The organism is Aridibaculum aurantiacum, assembly GCF_017355875.1.
GTDB classification, from domain to species: Bacteria; Bacteroidota; Bacteroidia; order Chitinophagales; family Chitinophagaceae; genus Segetibacter; species Segetibacter aurantiacus.
Genome location: NZ_JAFEWC010000001.1, coordinates 2,644,135 through 2,663,297, shown reverse-complemented (window position 1 = coordinate 2,663,297; position 19,163 = coordinate 2,644,135). Strand labels below are relative to the sequence as shown.

Sequence of the window (19,163 nt, the reverse complement as noted above, 5' to 3'; positions counted from 1 at the left end):
TTATAGTTCTTCGTCTTTATAATTGGTATTTTCATGCATCTAAAACACAACCAGGATATGCGCCTAGCAATCATTTTACTTTTTACACTTATACATGCAGTGGTGTTTGCTCAGAAAGAAGATTCGATCTACATGAGCACCCACTACAACAAGTTTGAATACAATATTCCCATGCGTGATGGAGTGCGGTTATTCACTATTGTTTACGTGCCAAAAGATGAAACAAAGAAGTACCCGATCATCTTAAATCGTACGCCGTACAATGCCAGTAATGCGGGAAATTTCAATATCACCAGGCGGTACATGGTACAGCACGGGTTCATCTTCGCTGTGCAGGATGTGCGCGGCAGGTATATGAGCCAGGGCAGGTTCACTACTATGACACCAAACATTGCTGGTAATAATCCAAAGAATAAAAAAGATATAGATGAAAGCTCAGATACTTACGATACCATAGAATGGATGCTGAAAAACCTGAAAAGCAACAATGGAAGAGTAGGTATCTATGGTATTTCATATCCGGGTTTTTATGCCGCAGCAGCTTTACCTGATGCGCACCCTGCACTGAAAGCAGCTTCGCCACAAGCACCAATAGCCGATTTTTTCTTCGACGACTTCAAGCATAATGGCGCTCATATACTTGGTTATACTCCGGCATATCCTGTTTTTGGTTATCAAAAAGATACACTTAAAAGATCGGTTTGGTATGGCGATAAGCAGCGACGGATGTACGCTACGCCTGTAAAAGATGCATATGACTATTACCTGCGGTTAGGGCCTTTGAGTAATATCACGAAGCAGTTTCATCATGATAATTTTTTCTGGAACGAGATCATTAAGCATCCTGATTATGATGCTTTCTGGCAAAAGCGCAACCTGCTTCCTCATTTGCAAAATATAAAACCAGCTGTGATGACGGTAGGAGGATGGTTTGATGCTGAAGACCTATACGGCCCGTTGCAGATATATAAAACCATTGAACGAACATCGCCTGCAGCCAAAAATACACTGGTGATGGGGCCATGGGCACATGGTGATTGGGGACGCGAAACTGCCAAAGCCACCCATAACCACATCTTTTTTGGCGATAGTATTTCCAGCTTTTACCAGCGAGAGATAGAGTTGCCATTCTTTGTACATCATCTGAAAGGAGAGGGTGCAGATAATTTACCTGAAGCATATTTGTTTAATACGGGATCTAAACAATGGCAAAAGTTTGATGTATGGCCGCCAAAAGCTAATCCACCGATGCGCCTGTATTTTGGAGCAAAAGGAAAATTGTCCATCAACCAACCTGTGGATGATAGTGCTACTTTTTCATATGTAAGTGATCCAGCCAAGCCTGTTCCTTACACATCCGAAACAGAAGGATTGACATTTACGCCACGCCGCTACATGAGCGACGACCAGCGTCATGCAAGCCGCAGAACAGATGTATTGACTTTTGAAACAGATACATTAAAAGAGGATGTAACCATTGCAGGTGAAATATTGGCAAAGCTAAAAGTGACCATGACAGGTACGGATGCAGATTTTGTAGTAAAGCTGGTAGATGTTTACCCGCAACATCATCCTGAATATGCACACAACCCAAAGAACGTAACCATGGGTGGTTACCAGCAACTGGTTCGGGGTGAAGTTTTTCGTGGTCGCTATCGCAATTCATTTGAAAAACCTGAGCCGTTCATTCCGGGTCATGTTGCCAATGTTAATGTGCCATTGCAGGATGTATTGCACACCTTTAAGAAAGGCCACCGCATCATGATACAAATTCATAGTACATGGTTTCCTTATATTGATCGCAACCCGCAGCGGTACGTAGATAATATTTACGAAGCTGAAGAAACTGATTTCATAAAATCGGCCATTACCATTTTCGGTTCGTCGGTGGTAGAAGTGGGTGGTACTATAAAGCGGTAAAAGAATATTAACCCTGGCTTTGCTATTAAACATTGTCAGTGGCTTAAATGTTGTAACAATAATCTCGCGTCTTTTCGCGCAATTCAATTGTATGTTAGGATTACGTTTTACCAATTTTGACCCCAACGAAGGTTCGCAGGATAAGTTCCAACAGTTACTCAACCTGTTTCTTCAATTGCTCACGTATACCAATGGTGACTTTAGCGAAGCCATGGATTGGATGAACCAACTTGACAGGCAATATGGCCTGACAAATGATGAATACGGAATGGGTGATTTTATTGATGAACTAAAGGAGAAGGGATATATAGACGAAAATCCTGTGAACGGCAGCATAAAGATCACAGGCAAGACCGAACAAGGCATCAGGAAAAGTTCCTTGGAAGAGATCTTTGGGAAGCTGAAGAAAACAAAGCAAGGCAATCACAACACCTTCAAGCCGGGGCAAGGCGATGAGCTAAACGCTGAGACCAGGCCTTTTATTTTTGGTGACATGATGGAGCAGATCGATTTTACCGAGAGCATCCGCAATGCCCAGATTAACCATGGGATCGATAGTTTCCGGATGCAGGAAGATGACCTGTTGATACGGGAGACTGATTATAAATCGCAGACTTCTACCGTGTTGATGATAGACATTAGCCATAGCATGATCTTATACGGCGAGGACAGGATAACTCCGGCCAAAAAAGTAGCGATGGCGCTGAGTGAATTGATCACCACCAAATATCCAAAAGACACGCTGGATATAGTGGTTTTTGGTAACGATGCCTGGCCGATAGAGATTAAAGATCTTCCTTACCTGCAGGTAGGTCCATACCACACTAATACTGTAGCAGGATTAGAACTTGCAATGGATATATTACGCAGAAGAAAGAACCAGAACAAGCAGATTTTCATGATCACAGATGGTAAGCCTACTTGTTTGAAAATTGGGAAACGCTATTACAAAAACAGCTTTGGCCTTGACAGGAAAGTGGTAAATCGTTGCATCAACCTGGCTGCTCAGTGCAAAAAGCTGAAGATCCCCATTACAACTTTCATGATAGCAAGCGATCCTTACCTGCAGCGATTCGTACAGGAGTTTACCGAGATGAACCAAGGCAAAGCATTCTTTGCATCACTGGATAAGTTGGGCGCTTTCATTTTTAAAGATTTTGAAAGCGGCAAGCGTAAAACAGTCTTTTAATGAGCAACTGCTTGTTAGAACTGAAGAAGCATACTCCTCATCATTTTTAGAAAAAACACAAACACACCAGATAATACACATGGACATTCATGCTATAAAAACATTGGGAGAGTTAAGAGAAAGTGGCTATAAAAGCAGGAGCATAAAAGAAGAGATCAGGAACAACCTGGTAAAGAAAATACAAGCCAAAGAAGAAACATTCCACGGGATTTTAGGTTACGAAGAAACCGTAATACCCGATACAGAAAGAGCCTTATTAAGCCGGCACAATATCCTTTTTCTTGGATTAAGAGGACAGGCAAAAACAAGAATGGCCCGCCAAATGGTAGACCTGCTGGATGAATACATACCTGTGATTGCAGGCAGCGACATCAATGACGATCCATTAAACCCAATGAGCCGGTTTGCCAAAGATTTGGTAGCACAACATGCTGATGATACACCTATACGCTGGCTGCACAGAAGCGAACGCTATGGCGAAAAATTGGCTACACCCGATGTAAGCGTGGCAGATCTTATTGGAGATATTGATCCTATAAAAGCAGCAAACCTGAAGCTGAGCTTTGGTGATGAGCAGGTAATCCATTACGGCATCATTCCGCGCAGCAATCGAGGCATTTTTGTCATCAACGAATTGCCTGACTTGCAGGCAAGAATACAGGTGGCACTGTTCAATATTTTACAGGAAGGAGACATCCAGATAAGAGGCTTTAAGCTTCGTATGCCTCTCGACATTTTGTTTGTGTTCACTGCAAATCCAGAAGATTATACCAACCGCGGAAGTATTGTAACGCCGCTGAAAGACAGGATCGAAAGCCAGATATTGACACACTATCCAAAAACTATAGAGACAAGTTTGGCCATCACTGAGCAGGAAGCAAATGTGCTTGACGAACAGAAGGAAAGGGTGATGGTGAGCGATCTCGTAAAGCGACTGATAGAACAGGTAGCTTTTGAAGCACGCACCAATGAATATGTAGATAAGAAAAGTGGTGTGAGTGCCCGCCTTACCATTGCAGCTTTTGAGAATGTTGTAAGCACCGCTGAGCGTCGTGCAATCATTCACAACGAAAAGCAGACTCAGGTTTGGATGGCAGATCTGATGGGTATCATACCTGCTATTACCGGTAAGATTGAACTGGTTTACGAAGGCGAACAGGAAGGTCCTTTCCAGGTAGCGGTAAACCTGGTAGAAAAAGCTATCAGGACGCAGTTTGTAAATTATTTCCCTAACCCCGAGCTTACTAAAAAGAAGAGGGCAACCGGCAAAGCGAGCCAGCAAACCAAAGCCGAAGAAGAGAACCCATACAAGGCTATCATTAAATGGTTTGACAGCGGCAATCATCTTGATCTGCTGCTCGACGTAAAAGATGAAGCAAAACTTGCTTCACTTTACCAGGTGAATGGCTTGCATGCTTTTGTAAAGAAGCATTTTCCAAATTTGAACGAAATGCAGACCGGCTTGTTGATGGAATTTGTTTTACATGGACTGGCAGCTTATTCACTCATCAGTAAAAAGATGCTAGAGGGACGGATAGAGTTCAAAGACCTAATGGGTAGTATGATGAATTTTGATCCGCATGATTTTGAAGAAGAGGAAAATGAAGATGATTTCAGATAATAAAAAACGGCTGGTAATTTACCAGCCGTTTTCATAAATACTTTTCCAGTTTTAGAATTTATATCCGAAACCAACGCCACCATAAAAAGGCCAGAAAAACCCGCTACCGATCAATGGGTTGATAGCAGCTCTAAAGAAGAAACCACCATTAGCTGGTTGTAATCTATAACCAATGTTCAGGTGACCGAAAGTAGCAGTCAAAGGATCATCACCTTCTGATTTAGCAATTACAGGAGTGATACCACCTCCGATTTCAATATAGTTGCGTTGATCCCTGCTGGCAATGTAATTCAAACCAACCGGTACAAGGATTAAAGATCCGCCATCTACATTGAAACCACCAAGGCCCGCTCTAAAACCTAAACCACCTTCTCCTTTGAAGCGCATATCGTAGTTGATAGAAGCAATACCAGGACCACCCAATTCAGCAAATACAACTTTGGCAGGAGGAGCAAACCCTTCGTCGGAACGAGATTGTGCTTGTACGGTGATAATAGTAGCTAGCAAAAATGCAGTTAGGATTGTTTTTTTCATCATGTTGAGTTTTTGGTAAAACAATGATAAGGACAAATCCGCTGCACTAAAAAATATTTTTACTAGTTCTTTAAATTAAGACAATTAGAAAGTATAACCCAGGCCTGCGCCAACCCAATATGGCCAGAAGAAACCATCACCAAAAACCGGGACAAGAGCTGCTTTATAAAACCATCCACCGTCGGAGGGTTGTTTTCTATAACCAATATTCAGGTAGCCAAACGATCTTTTGAATGGTCCTGTTTCACCAGGCAGTGCACTGCTATTACTTACAATAGAATAGCCGGCGCCTGCTTCAAAATAATCACGTTGATTTTTACTGGTTATATAATTGGCACCAATAGGAACAAAAAGCAATCTTGAATCTTTCAGTGACCATCCGCCAACACCTGCCCGTACACCAAAGCCATCTTTACGCTTTCCAAGGCGCATGTCATAGTTAATCGAAAGGAGCCCAGGACCACCAGCTTCTACAAAAACAACTTTTGCAGGTTTCTGGTCTACAACGCCATCCTGAATTTGTGCTGAAGAAGAAATAGAAAGACCTAAAAGAACAGAGGATACTAATAAGAATTTTCTCATAAACAATTTTTACATGTACAATGAATGCGTATGCCGCAGTTAAATAATATTTACTTCTCTCTCTAGGATTATGCCAAACCTATCTTGCACACTTTGTACGATCTCCTCGGATAATGCATAAACCTGGTTGCCTGTGGCGTGGCCATAGTTTACCAACACCAGCGCTTGCTTAGGATGGCATCCTGCATCACCTGTTCTATAACCTTTCCATCCGGCTTGTTCTATCAACCATCCAGCGGCCACTTTTGTTTGCGAAGTGCCGGCAGAATAACCAACAATGGCGGGGTGTTGCTGTTTCAGTTGTTCAAACTGTTCGTTAGGTATAGTCGGATTTTTAAAGAAACTACCGGCATTTCCAGTCACTGCAGGGTCAGGTAATTTGCTTCTCCTGATATTAATAACAGCTTGCGAAATAGCAGCTATATTCAACTGCTGCACGCCCATTGCATCAAGCTCTTGCTGTATAGCTCCATATGACGTATTGAAGTTGGCTTGTTTGCTAAGCCTGAAGGTTACGCTAGTAATGATAAACTTGCCTTTGTATTTCTTTTTGAAGACACTCTCACGGTAACCAAATTCACAATCTTCTTTATTGAATATTACTGCCGTATTATTGGCAATTGAGTAAGCTTCCAGTTCATGAAAAACATCCTTAATTTCTACTCCATAAGCGCCTATGTTTTGCATAGGACTAGCGCCTACATTACCGGGTATCAGGCTTAGATTTTCTACTCCCGCATAATTATTTTCAATGCAGTGCAGAACAAACTGGTGCCAGTTTTCGCCGGCTGCAGCGCGTATATAATAATGATCAGCGTCCTCATTCACACGCTCAATTCCCGTTAGTTCATTCCTTAGAACAAGCCCATTGTAGTTAGAGGTAAACAATACATTGCTACCGCCACCCAGTACCATGTGAGGCTGGCTGTTGAAGAGAGGCGACGTGACCAACTCCTGCAAAGATTCCAGTGAATTGAACGAAGTGAAAAACCTGGCTGTTACATCTATGCCGAAAGTATTGTAAGGCCTGAGTGAGATATTTTCTTGAATTTGCATGCTGCTCTTGTAGGGCGCAAAATAAACAATTATGGCACTAACCGCAGTTGTATTAGGAGCTACAGGCCTTATTGGTCAACAGGTAGTACAGCAGTTGATAGCAGATAATGGGTACGAAAAAGTAAGGCTGTTGGTAAGGCAACCTATAGATATTATGCATAAGAAGATTGAGGTGGTTGTGGTTGATTTCAACAACCTTGATGATTACAGGCAAAAGCTTGGAAATGGTGACTGCATCTTTTGTTGTATAGGTACAACCCAAAGCAAAGTGAAAGGTGATAAAGCAGCTTATCGAAAAATTGATTTTGATATTCCTGTTCATGCAGCTCATTTTGGTAAGCAGGCCGGCTTCCATACATATGCACTTGTTTCGTCTGTAGGTGCTGATGTAGCTAGTAGTAATTTTTACCTGCGGTTAAAAGGAGAGGTGGAAGAGGCTATAACAAAAAACGGTTTTGAAGCCTTACATATTTTCAGGCCGAGCCTGCTGCTGGGCCAGCGGAAGGAAAAACGTTTGGGCGAGGGGATAGGCAAGCTGATCTATCCAGCCATCGGTTTCTTCTTTGTTGGTAAATGGAGAAAGTATAAAGCCATTCAATCTGCAGATGTAGCACGTGCCATGGTAGCGGCTGCAGCCAGAAGTGAAAGCGGTATACATATTTATCATTATGATGAGATACTGGCGGTAGGCCGTAGTTAATGAGAATGCTGCTTAGGAACCTAAAGCAATGAATGAATTTTCTTTTGGTTTCCACGAGTTACTGCCAATAAACATATTCCCAGGCAACTTTCATAAATTTGGTAGATGGAGCAACTAACAGAAATAAAAAATGTTTTGCAGCAGCTCAAGCCTGAGTTAGCTGAAAAGTTCCATGTTCAGTCTATTGGATTGTTTGGCTCTATCCTAACAAACGATTTCTCAGCTTCAAGCGACATAGATATTATTGTAGATTTTGATCAGCCTATTGGGATTGAATTTGTTGACCTTGCTAATTACATGGAACAGCGCCTTCAAAAGAAAGTTGATCTTGTGTCACGAAAGGGGATCAAAGACAAGTATTTTAAAGCTATAGAACAAGATATTGTATATGTCTAAGCGTAATCCTAAACTGCTTGTTGAGGATATACTGGGTAGTGCACAAAAAATACTTGATTACACGGTGGGTCAAACATTTGAAGCCTTCACTAATGATGCTAAAACAGTAGATGCAGTGATTCGAAATTTTGAAATAATCGGTGAAGCAGCTAACCGTCTTCCTGGTGAATTCAAGTCACAATTTCCTGAGATCGATTGGAACCGTATTCGTGGTTTTAGAAACAGGATAGTTCATGATTATTTCGGAATAGACCACTCAATTGTTTGGCAGATCAAAGAAACATTTGTTCCGCAGTTGATTGCTCAACTTAAATCTATCCCCTAGAAATTAAATCTATAATTGACTATATCCCTCTCATGTTTTTCTAAGTTTATCATGCTTCAGATTTTGTGCACTCATCAGGTAAGATATTTGAATGGGCTTACTAAACGACCATTTGCAGGTGTACTCAAACAATTTCTACAAAAACTTACCAACATCCACCAGCAGCCTTCATGAATTATTTAGAAGTGGTGGATTTGTAGATGTACCGGATGATTGGCATGTGATCATCGCTGATGTAAAAAATTCTACTGCTGCCGTAAGTGCCGGTAATCATAATGATGTAAATCTTGTTGCAGCCAGCTCACTCGTTGTAGCTCTCAACATAGCTAAAGATGCCGAGGTCGAAATTCCTTTCTTTTTCACGGGTGATGGGGGAACTGTATTTGTTCCGCCTGTTATACTAAATGATGTTCTGAAAGGATTGCAGATACATAACAACAACAGCATCCAAAATTTCAATATTGAATTGCACTCAGGAAGTTTATCTATTGCAAGTATCAAAGAGGCAGGTCATGCAGTAAGAATTGCCAAAGTGCGGTTTGGTAATAGCATAAGTAAGGCAGTGGTGATAGGAGATGGGCTGCAGTATGCAGAAAAGATCATAAAAGGCGCCGGTGAAGAAAAAGGCGCAGCGGTTGATGATCCTGCTTTGCTGAACATGGAGGGGCTTGAATGCAGGTGGGATAAGATAAAACCAATAGCGGAAGACAACGAAGTAGTTTGCTACCTGATAGAAGCGGTTAAACCTTCTTTGCAAGCTGAAGTGTATGCGGATGTACTGCAAAAAATGGATGAGATATATGGAGCCATTGAAAATCGCAATCCTATTTCCTTTGAACGACTAAAGCTGATGTTGAGCGTAAACAAGATCAAAAAGGAAATGATGGTGCGGTTCGGTAGATGGAAGCGGAGTTATTTGATTTCTACTTTTCTAAAAACATTTATCGGGAAGTTATACTTCAAGTTCAACTGGAAGGTGAATAATCTTCGTGGACAGGAATACCTGAAGCAGGTAATTACCAATGCAGATATATTAACCATTGATGGCAGGATCAACACCATCATCTCCGCCACCAGGATCAAACACAGTGCTTTTGTTGCCTACCTTGACCAGCAAGAGCAAATAGGCCGGTTGGTATTCGGCCACTTTACCAGCAGGGAAAGCGTAATGACCTGCTACATCGGTAACAGGAATGAAAATCACATCCACTTTGTGGACGGAGCAGACGGTGGCTATACTGAAGCAGCAAAAGAATTGAAAGGTAAAAAGCGACTTTCAGCAATAGGGCGGTAGCAGCTAAAACATTCTTCTTGAGGCCTCAACTTACTTCAATCGATAACCTTCTTTATAAGTCTGGTTCTCCGCCTGCAGGTAGATGATGTCTTTCTTAAAATGTGCAACCGTTGATGCATCATTGGCAAGGTATACCTGCCAGTCAGCGCCTGCATCACCCTTCAGTACAGTAATGCCCGGGTGATTTGCAGCTGGTATCCATCTTCCAGTTATTGTTTTGCCCGAAAGTTTCCAGCTATAAGTGCCGTTAGCATTTATGGTGAGTGGTGGCTGAGATGCACCACCAGTAACTGTAGTGGTTACTTTATATCCATCCGTTCTGTCTATCATTGCTACTGGTATGCGTATTTCCCAAACACCTTGGTATTTTTGTGTCCACCACGGCTCCCTTACCAAGCCAGCAACGTCTTCGTGCCAGGTATAGTTCCGGGTGCCAACTTCATCTCCTGTATATTCATCCAGCTCCACGGTTACATATTGTTTGTCGAAAATGGTTCCTTTCTTTCCTATTTCTTTTATAATGGCATAGCGCCACGTATTTCCTGCTTGTTTTGCTATCACTTTATCTCCAACTTTGAAACGAGGAAAACCGGTTGCTGTACCATAACCTCTTGCTTCTACTTCTTTTGTAGCATTTAGCCGATGCACTTTTGGTGCAGGCTTACGAAGCTTTTCAGCTGTAACCCAGGTATCCCAGGCACGACTAAAGTTGTCATAAGTAATAAAATACTTTCCGTCTTTTACCTGCAGAACTTTACCGTAATACCATCTGCCATCAGAAAAAATGTCCACCATTTCGCCGGCAGCATAAGTAGTTGCTGGCGTAACAGAACCTGTACCATTACCGCCGCCGGTACCACTGTTCCCGTTATTACCTAAGTTGCCTGTATTACCTGCTCCACCTGTATTGCTTCCGTTGCCATTGCGTGGCCGCAGCCTGTCGGCATTTACCCATACATCCCATACACTACTGTATTCATCGTACCTAAACTTGTACTTGTTATCTTTTACTTCCAATATTTTTCCAGGATACCATTTGTTATCTGTGAAATATTCAACCATCGCTCCTGCAGCAAAGGCTGAAGTACCAACTTGATGGGCCGTAGGTGTAGCAGTTGTGAGTACGCGTAATTTGTCGGCCTTAACCCATGTATTCCAGACATCACTGTAGTCATCATACTTCACGTAATATTCATCTCCTTTTACTTGCAGGATGCTGCCTTTGTACCAGCTACCAGAATAAGATATTTCCACTCGTGTTCCAACCTTTAGTTCTTGAGCAAAAGATTGAAGTGCAGAAAAGAAACCAAAGATTAACAGCAGGAGTTGCAGGTAAAATTTTCTAACCATGGTAAATTTTTTGGAGGGGTTGAAAGTAGAAAAAATTATGATTTGAAAACCACTTTGTTCGAAGCTGTACCAGTAGCTTTCATACATTAGCCATCTTAATTAGCATCCACATCTGGTATGATGCTAACGCTGCGGTAGCGTTTGTTGCTTTGGATGATGACTACCTGTTGCAGTATCTCCTGCTTGCATTCTTTAATAAGCTGTGCCTGTCGCGGTAGTTTCAGTAATATCTCAAACAGGTACTGGTTTCGCACCCGGTTGATCACTGGTTCGGCTGGTCCACTTAAGTACTTTTCATATTTCGTTTTCAGGAATTGCGCCATTATGTTGGCTGCTTCCTCAGCAATGTTCTTTTCCTTGTGCTTGCACGTCACCTGGATGATGCGTGAGAATGGCGGGTAAAAGAACATCTTCCTGTTCTCGATCTCGTACTGGTACATTTTATCATAATCGTGCTCCTGTACAAACTTCAATACAGGATGATCTGTTTTGCTTACCTGTATCAGCACTTTACCACGGTCGCCGCGCCTGCCTGCCCGACCGCTAACCTGCTCCATTAGCTGGAAGCCTCTTTCGTTTACCCTGAAGTCAGTAAAATTCAAAATGCCATCTGCATCCACAATTCCCACCAGGTTTACATGTTCAAAATCTAGTCCTTTTACCACCATCTGTGTACCTGCAAGAATGTCTATTTTCTGCTGCTCAAAAAGCTTTATAAGAGCATCGTGGTCATTCTTGCCTTTAATGCTGTCGTAGTCCATGCGGGCAACTTTGGCTTGTGGGAAAGCCTCCACCAGCGCCTCTTCCAGCTTTTCGGTACCAAAGCTTTTTTGAACAAAATTGTGGCTGCCGCATGCTGCACAGGTTATAACTACCGGGTACGAGCTGCCGCAATAGTGACACTGCAGCCGGTTCTTTGCTTTGTGATAGGTGAGGGTAACGTCGCACTGTTCGCATTGAGGAATCCATCCACAGGTGCCACAGAGCTGGTACGGCACATAGCCACGCCTATTCTGGAAAAGTATCACCTGCTTCTTTTGCTCCAAAGCATCGAAGATGGCGCCCAGCAGGGGAGGGGTTAGCAATATTTTTTCTTTATCCCGTGGAAAAATGGTTTTTACATCAACGATCTCTATCTCCGGCAGTTGAACATTTCCATACCGCTGCGTTAGATGAACAAACCCGTATTTGCCTGTTTTGGCATTGTGGTAACTTTCTATAGAAGGCGTAGCACTTCCGAGCAGAACCTGCGCGCCATATAAAGCAGCATAATAAATGGCTGCATCGCGGGCATGGTAGCGCGGTGCAGGATCTTGTTGTTTGAAGGACGGATCATGTTCTTCATCTACAATCACAAGCCCGAGATTTTTGAAAGGCAGGAAAAGCGATGAGCGTGCTCCGAGCACCACTTTGGTATCTCCGCTTCTTATCTTATTCCATATCTCCACCCGCTCGTTCGGGTTGAATTTTGAATGATAGATGGTGATATAGCCGCCAAAATAGATCTGCAGCCGGCGGATGATCTGTGCCGTAAGGGCTATCTCCGGCAGCATATACAATACCTGCTTGCCTTCTTTTATCACCTGCTCAATAAGCTTGATGTATATCTGTGTTTTGCCACTTGAAGTAACTCCCTGCAGCAGGCACACCGGCTTTTCCATCAATGACTGCTGAATTTCTGCTGCAGCATGTTGTTGTACTTTTGATAGTTCAAAATCAATCTTCACATCTTTAGGCAAACCAGGCAGCCGGTCCAGCGAACGCTTTTCCAGTTTCAGGATATGCTTATCAGCCAGTCCTTTTAAATGCGCCGCAGTTGCATTGGCTTTTTTCAACAATTCAGGTTGTGTTACTTCACCTGCTGTTTTCATCAGGTGCAGGTAAGCCAGCAACAATTCTAATTGTTTTGGAGCTTTATTCTTGCTCCAGTCGTTTAGCAGTGTTGCCAGGTTTTGCTCGGTGTGATAGTCAGGATGGAGCAGAACATAGGTCTCCTTTTTCTCCTTGTATTTTTCTTTTAGCGCCTCCCAAACCACGCATACCCCTTTTTCGATCAGTTTCTTTATCACCGGGTATACGTGCGATGCATCCAGTATCTGTTGCACCTCGCTTAGCTTCAACTCCTTTTTTATTTGCAGCGCCTCAGTTACCAGGTATTCCTCATCACCCAGATTGGAATAATCCTCACCAAATTCTTCATTATAAGACAGGATAGTTTCGCTCGACAACTTGAGGTGCGAAGGCAGCGCCGCCTGCATCACTTCTCCTTCTGTACACATGTAGTAATCCGCCAACCACTCCCATAGTTGTAGTTGTACGGGGTAAACGAGTGGATCAGCATCCAGGAGGTTTATAATCTCTTTAGGTGTGAAAGCAGCCGGCTTTTGATCGTGAATGATTTTTACAATACCTGCGTAACGCTTGTTCTTGCCTAATCCGACCTCTACCCGGCAACCCTGCTGTATCGCCTTCTGCAGGTGCGATGGTATAGCCCAGGTGTAGTTTTTCGGAAGCGCCAGTGGCACAATAACCTCTGCATACAATTGTTGTTTAGCAGGAAAAAGAGTTTCACTGGTTTCTGGAGCCGCGTTCATGAAGTGCAAAATAAGAAGGAAGTACTTGTAAAACGAGGTTGAGCAGCAACTATAACAGCTTCATTTTTAAATCCTCATGCAATCTTCCTGTTGAGAAAAGGTAGCTGCTGCCAGATCTTCCTCTCACCTTGTAAAAGTGGTGTGCGTTTGTTTGCTGGGTCCTGCTGTAGCAGGGTACACAATCCCTGGAAAAGATCAGGGTAGAAAAGCTTCATCTGCACAGGTTTTTCAAAGAAGATCTCCAGGCTTTCAGCCCAAAACTCCTGTAGATCCTTGAAAGCATTATCGGTAAAAAGCTGGTGCGCGTTCATCCTGGCGGTGTAGTAATTCTTCTCGCATCTCTCCATCACTTCGTTGAAGTTGTCAACAAAAGGTCGGTGCTTCATCAGGTCTGCAATCATGTGCTGGTAATAAAGAGCATGCGCCATTTCGTGCAGTCCTACATTTATACCGTCGGCATATTGGTAGTTGGTTAGAAAATGATTCCAAGCTACCGTAATTGTTTGCCCCTGCACATGGCCAGCCAGTATGCGCAAAGAATCGTCAGCAAAGTAGGCTTCGGGATGTATTTGTATGTACCGGAAGAAAGGCAGCATGTACCGCTTAAGCCCAAAGCTTATCTGGATGGCAGCTGCGCTCATCAGCACCGGCATTTCTTTAAAACCTTCGTGGTGGCGGATGATGAAGATCTTTTCGCTCATGAAATTCTCCAGCCGCCTGGTGAACCGGAACTTGAGCGGCTCACTCAGCGACTGGTAGTAAGGGAAATATTTGTTCAGGATCTTTTCTATCTCCGGCCTTTTGATGCCGAGGTTCCAGCCATAGTACACCAGGTAGTCGGGCTGCGCCTGGATAATATGTTTTTGGTAGCCGATCCTGCGGTGCCTGGCTTCTAAATAATGAATAGTGGCAGCAAGTGCATAGATCACGCAACCAAAAATGATGCATCCTAACAAGGCGTCTAAACCACCTGATGGCTCTGTAGTCTGGTTATATTGAATAAGTAGCATTAATCTACCAGTATGGTGTCATTTTCTTCCAGCAGGTTCAGGTTCACTGCATCGGCCCCGGCTATACCTTCTATAGAACCACGGATGTGTGCCGCATTCAGCAACACTTTTTCCAACTGCTTTTCACGTGCTTTCCATAGCCGCTCCATTGCATCGCGCTCTTTTTGAATGCTCATGCGCATGCTCATAAAACCTTCCCTGATCGCGTTCCACTGCTCTGCAAATTCATTGCTGGTGAGATAGTCGTACAGCATGTTCATCTTTTCACCCTTGTTTTCCTGGCTACAGGTAAGTGCAAAAACCTTTTGAATACTTGTACGGAGAACAGCAGAAAGGCTTCTTACTTCAGCAAATGTGCAGATATATACACCATCTTTTTCACCAAACCTTTCCATGTCTTTGGGCAGAGCCTGAGTTACAATTACTGCAATATCTGCACCCTGCGAACGCATATCCGCTTTCAGTTTATCTATCCAGTCGTTGGCAAAGTCTTTGGTACGCTTGCTCTCGTAAATGATCTTCCCACACTCGTTACCAAAGGGGTTGCATACCACCTGGATACAATCTGCACCACGTACTCCTTTGCCCACAGGTACTATTTTATCAAATGGAAAACCGGTGCGCAGGATCTCTTCCAGCATCAGCTCCTGGACCTCACCCTGCAGTTGCATGCTGCCTTGTTCAGCTTTGCGGCGCATTTCCTCTGCCAGCTTCTTCTGGTCCTCCAGTTGTTTCTCTTTCTCTGCAAGCCGTAGCTTAAACTCATCTTCTATCTGCTGTATCTTCAGTTTCTCCACCTCGCGGATTTCTACCGAAAGTTTCTCTCTTTCCTGCATAAAACGTTTTTGCATTTCCAGCTCCAGCTCCTCCTGCTTTACTTTAAGTGCCTGCTCTTTCTGCATGAATTCCAGCTCTTTACGTCTTGCTTCCTTCAGCTTCTCTTCACCATCGTTCAGCGATTGTTGCAGCATCTTTAGCTGGTTCTCAAAATCTGAGGCTACAGATTTGCGGATGCTATCCTGCAGTTCCTGCTGCAGCTTTTGCTTTTCTACCTGTAATCGGTGTTGAATTTCCTGCTCCTGCTGCTGCTGTTGTTTTGCCAGTTGTTCTTTCTGTTGTTGAATGGCTAGTTTGTCTTTGTCTACTTCCGCCTTTAGCTTTTGCCATTCCGTCGCCATTTTTTGGCGAGCCTGTGTTTCAAAATCTTTCATGAAAGCTTCTCCTGGTTCAAACTTGGCGAGGCAACTTGGGCAACTAATCATTAATGTGGACATAACGTGCAGTTTTACTAAAAGTATTAGCAATACTACTGAATATGTAGAAAATGTTGATGATTTGTTTTACCACACGGTGTTTATAACTCAGCTGTAGGTAAATGTAAAAGTGCATGTTACAGAAATTCAATTAAGTAGAAGCCTTAAATGCTATTGTACATCAGGAGTAGCAGCCATACTTTGGATAAATGCGCAACGGAAACAGGAGAATGGTAGCAAACTAGTGACATAAAAAAAGCCATCAACAAATTGATGGCTTATCAAACAAACAAGTTATTTACCTGCAGCAGTTGCTGCTATTAACTACCATTTGCGGTTGATGTCCCAGTTTTCAAATTCCTTAGCTACTTCAGTAAGGAAGCTGGCGCCGATGCTGCCATCAACTACGCGGTGGTCGTAGCTAAGCGACAGGTACATCATGTGACGAATTCCTATGGCATCACCTTCAGGGGTTTCTAAAACTACCGGACGTTTTTTTATAGCGCCGACAGCAAGTATAGCTACCTGTGGCTGGTTGATGATTGGAGTTCCCATCAGGCTTCCAAAGGTGCCAACGTTGGTCATAGTGAAAGTGCCACCTGCAGTATCGTCTGGTTTCAGGCGGTTGTTGCGGGCACTATCAGCAAGTGAATTGACAGATTTGCTCAGGCCAACCAGGTTCAGGTAATCTGCATTGCGTATAACCGGAACGATCAGGTTACCACTAGGTAAGGCAGTAGCCATTCCTATATTGATGTCTTTTTTTAGGATGATGCGATCACCTTCTACAGAGCAGTTGATGTAAGGAAAGCGCTTGATCACTTTGGTGATGCACTCGATGAATAGCGGTGTGAAGGTAATCTTCGTGCCCTCTTGCTTCTCGAACTGGCTCTTTACGCGGTTGCGCCATACCACCATGTTGGTCACATCTGCTTCAGCAAAGCTGGTAACGTGCGGGCTGGTTGCCTTGCTCATCACCATGTGCTTGGCAATCATCTTGCGCATGCGATCCATTTCTATGATTTCTACATTACCAGTAGGAGCAGTGTACTCTTGAGGTTGTGCTTTTTCTTCTATAACGGCTGGCGCCATAGGAGCTGAAGCAGGAGGTGCCGCTACAGAAGTATCGGCTTTAGGCTGTTCTGCCTGCTGCTGCGGTTGCGCCTGTTGTTGTGGCTGCTCTTGCTGGGCAGGGGCTTTACCTGATTTTTTATCTTGTACATACTGGAGAATATCTTTTTTGGTAACCCTTCCTTCATTGCCTGTACCCGGAATTTTCTCTAGTTCGCTCATTGATACGCCTTCGCTATTGGCAATGTTCAGCACCAATGGGCTGTAGAATTTGTTGTTTGTTCCTGAAGGTGCAGGAGCCGGCGATGAGGCAGCTTGTACAAAAGGCACTTCTTCTGCTGCTTTTTCTTCTTCAGTATTTTGTTGTGGTGCCTGGGCCGGTGCAGCCTGTGGAGCAGGAGAGGCAGCACCATTTGCGTTGGTTTCTATACGAGCTATAACAGTACCAATAGGTACTACATCGTTCTCCTGGAAAAGGATCTCAGCTACCACACCTTCAGCTGTAGAAGGTACTTCGCTGTCCACTTTATCAGTTGCAATTTCAAGTAACGTCTCATCCTGTTTTACCTGCTCACCAGGTTTCTTTGTCCATTTCAGAATGGTAGCTTCCATTATACTTTCGCCTAGTTTAGGCATTACAAGATCAACTAAGGCCATAGGTTTTGTTTTATTTCAATTGGCAATTTGTTGCCGGCAATCGTGTTATTTATTTTCATCCTTGTGCTGCGGTGGTTGCAACTTGCTGCTATCGTAGTTCCTGTTCACTGGTCATCACTCAACTAACAGCAGTGCCTCATCATCAGAACGTTGCAAAGATGTTCGTTTTAGCTGAAAATGGAAAATGGAATTCGTGAGGAGGTTTTGAAGCAGAGAGAGAAACGTTTATTTTGAATTTTAAATTTTGATTGTTGGATTGGAATTCTAAAACTATTAAACCTGATTTTATCAGCCCAATGAACTTATCAACCTATCGACTTATCAACTCATACCCAAACCTTAAGCAACCAAAACCTTCCGCAGCATCATTATTGCGTTCATGGCAGTCATCTCTATATTCCTTCGCCTGTCGAAGCGGAACGAAAACTTTTGCCTCACCGTTTCCATACCTGCGGATGCTACTGCAATCCAGACCGTACCTACTGGTTTTTCTTCACTGCCACCACCTGGCCCCATGATACCGCTGACTGCAATCGCATAGTCCGATCCAATTGCCTGCAATGCACCTTCAGCCATTTCTGTCACTGTTTCTTCGCTTACTGCGCCATGAGCTTGCAATGTAGTCGGCTTAACACCTAACATTGTTTCTTTTAATTCATTGGCATAGCTAACCACACCACCTTTATAATAAGCGGAAGAACCGGCAATGCTGGTAAGGAGATGGGCAATATAACCACCGGTACAGCTTTCAGCAGTGGTTACAGTTTTGCCTCTTGCAGCCAGCATGCGGCCAATAGCTTCTTCTATAGTGATGTCTTCATTAACTACTAGTACATCCTGTAACTGTTGCTGTAAGTTTTCAAAAAGTATGTCTACATCGTGTGTGATGGCCTGTACATCTTCACCTGTAGCGGTCAGCCTTAGGCGAACCATTCCATAATTTGGCAGGTACGCCAGCTTGATGTGTGCAGGCAGAGCCGCTTCAAAATCTTTTATTCTTTCTGCTAGAAAAGATTCACCAATGCCTGCTGTTAGTAAAGTACGATGAACCACCGCAGGCAGCTGAAACCACTGTGCCAGTTGCGGCAGCACATAATCTTCCATCATACCTTTCATCTCGTGCGGTACACCCGGCATGCTGATGTAGATGATGTCATTTTTTTGAAACAACATTCCCGGCGCAGTGCCTCTTTTATTTTGTAAAACAGTACATACATCCGGCACCTCTGCCTGCTTCAGGTTTGATGGCAGTAACGGGTGGTTCAGGTACTTCAGAAAAATTGCCTTTACATTTTCTAATGCACCCTCATCTGTTACCAACTGCCCACCAAAATATTTACATAGCAATGGCTTTGTGATGTCATCAGCTGTGGGTCCTAAGCCGCCGGTAATGAAGATTATCTGTGCATGTTTGCTTTCTTCGTCCAGCGCATTCCATATATCATCCCATACATCGCCTACTGCCACACGTCTTCTTACCCATACACCGGCCTTATTCAGTTGTTGACCCATCCATGCACTATTGGTGTCTATGGTTTGTCCTATCAGTAATTCATCGCCAATGGTGATGATAGAAGCGTTGATTTTATTTGTCATATATAATTTAAAAGT

General features: G+C 43.4%; 16 protein-coding genes. 7 read left to right on the top strand and 9 right to left on the bottom strand.

The window, feature by feature from the left end; genetic code table 11:
* Nucleotides 1–57 precede the first annotated feature (57 nt).
* The 3 genes from J4N22_RS11195 to J4N22_RS11185 all read left to right on the top strand — a co-directional run bounded on the left by J4N22_RS11195 (nucleotide 58) and on the right by J4N22_RS11185 (nucleotide 4,730).
* Nucleotides 58–1,920 (top strand): CocE/NonD family hydrolase, encoded by a 1,863-nt coding sequence (locus J4N22_RS11195; protein ID WP_207494309.1) that lies wholly within the window; start codon nucleotides 58–60, stop codon nucleotides 1,918–1,920.
* Between the two features lie 91 nt (nucleotides 1,921–2,011).
* Entirely contained in the window at nucleotides 2,012–3,109 is a 1,098-nt protein-coding gene (locus J4N22_RS11190; protein WP_207494307.1) for a vWA domain-containing protein, read from the top strand.
* A 79-nt stretch (nucleotides 3,110–3,188) separates the two neighbouring features.
* Nucleotides 3,189–4,730: a magnesium chelatase ATPase subunit I gene (locus J4N22_RS11185; RefSeq protein ID WP_207494305.1), complete on the top strand. Its 1,542-nt coding sequence runs from the start codon at nucleotides 3,189–3,191 to the stop codon at nucleotides 4,728–4,730.
* A gap of 51 nt (nucleotides 4,731–4,781) precedes the next feature.
* Here J4N22_RS11185 and J4N22_RS11180 read toward each other — a convergent pair whose 3' ends face one another.
* From J4N22_RS11180 to murB, 3 genes are all read right to left on the bottom strand, one after another.
* Nucleotides 4,782–5,264, bottom strand: coding sequence for a hypothetical protein (locus J4N22_RS11180; RefSeq protein ID WP_207494303.1), 483 nt, complete (start codon nucleotides 5,262–5,264; stop codon nucleotides 4,782–4,784).
* Between the two features lie 84 nt (nucleotides 5,265–5,348).
* Entirely contained in the window at nucleotides 5,349–5,846 is a 498-nt protein-coding gene (locus J4N22_RS11175; protein WP_207494301.1) for a hypothetical protein, read from the bottom strand.
* A gap of 39 nt (nucleotides 5,847–5,885) precedes the next feature.
* Nucleotides 5,886–6,902: a UDP-N-acetylmuramate dehydrogenase gene (gene murB / locus J4N22_RS11170; RefSeq protein WP_207494299.1), complete on the bottom strand. Its 1,017-nt coding sequence runs from the start codon at nucleotides 6,900–6,902 to the stop codon at nucleotides 5,886–5,888.
* 31 nt (nucleotides 6,903–6,933) lie between these two features.
* Here murB and J4N22_RS11165 point away from each other — a divergent pair, with 31 nt between their 5' ends.
* From J4N22_RS11165 to J4N22_RS11150, 4 genes are all read left to right on the top strand, one after another.
* Nucleotides 6,934–7,602, top strand: a complete 669-nt coding sequence (locus J4N22_RS11165) for an NAD(P)H-binding protein (protein ID WP_242692131.1) — start codon at nucleotides 6,934–6,936, stop codon at nucleotides 7,600–7,602.
* Nucleotides 7,603–7,707: 105 nt separating this feature from the next.
* Nucleotides 7,708–7,998, top strand: a complete 291-nt coding sequence (locus J4N22_RS11160) for a nucleotidyltransferase family protein (RefSeq protein WP_207494296.1) — start codon at nucleotides 7,708–7,710, stop codon at nucleotides 7,996–7,998.
* On the top strand, nucleotides 7,991–8,323 hold the full coding sequence (locus J4N22_RS11155; RefSeq protein ID WP_207494294.1) for a HepT-like ribonuclease domain-containing protein: 333 nt from the start codon (nucleotides 7,991–7,993) through the stop codon (nucleotides 8,321–8,323). Before J4N22_RS11160 ends, J4N22_RS11155 begins: the two co-directional genes overlap by 8 nt.
* 91 nt (nucleotides 8,324–8,414) lie before the next feature.
* Complete coding sequence (locus J4N22_RS11150) at nucleotides 8,415–9,617, top strand: DUF3095 family protein (RefSeq protein ID WP_207494292.1); 1,203 nt, start codon at nucleotides 8,415–8,417, stop codon at nucleotides 9,615–9,617.
* 30 nt (nucleotides 9,618–9,647) lie between these two features.
* On the opposite strand, the gene J4N22_RS11145 is transcribed toward J4N22_RS11150, so the two are convergent.
* From J4N22_RS11145 to J4N22_RS11120, 6 genes are all read right to left on the bottom strand, one after another.
* Complete coding sequence (locus J4N22_RS11145; protein WP_207494290.1) at nucleotides 9,648–10,967, bottom strand: agenet domain-containing protein; 1,320 nt, start codon at nucleotides 10,965–10,967, stop codon at nucleotides 9,648–9,650.
* A 95-nt stretch (nucleotides 10,968–11,062) separates the two neighbouring features.
* The gene (gene priA / locus J4N22_RS11140; RefSeq protein WP_207494288.1) at nucleotides 11,063–13,561 is read right to left on the bottom strand and encodes a replication restart helicase PriA; all 2,499 of its coding nucleotides are present in this window, start codon (nucleotides 13,559–13,561) and stop codon (nucleotides 11,063–11,065) included.
* A 74-nt stretch (nucleotides 13,562–13,635) separates the two neighbouring features.
* Nucleotides 13,636–14,571, bottom strand: coding sequence for a zinc-dependent peptidase (locus J4N22_RS11135; RefSeq protein ID WP_207494286.1), 936 nt, complete (start codon nucleotides 14,569–14,571; stop codon nucleotides 13,636–13,638).
* Nucleotides 14,571–15,845, bottom strand: a complete 1,275-nt coding sequence (locus tag J4N22_RS11130) for a DUF2130 domain-containing protein (protein WP_207494277.1) — start codon at nucleotides 15,843–15,845, stop codon at nucleotides 14,571–14,573. The genes J4N22_RS11135 and J4N22_RS11130 overlap by 1 nt, the downstream gene beginning before the upstream one ends.
* 303 nt (nucleotides 15,846–16,148) lie before the next feature.
* A complete protein-coding gene (locus tag J4N22_RS11125; RefSeq protein WP_207494274.1) occupies nucleotides 16,149–17,552 on the bottom strand; it encodes a dihydrolipoamide acetyltransferase family protein in 1,404 nt (467 codons plus the stop codon).
* Between the two features lie 339 nt (nucleotides 17,553–17,891).
* Entirely contained in the window at nucleotides 17,892–19,148 is a 1,257-nt protein-coding gene (locus J4N22_RS11120) for a competence/damage-inducible protein A (protein WP_207494272.1), read from the bottom strand.
* Between the last annotated feature and the right edge of the window lie 15 nt (nucleotides 19,149–19,163).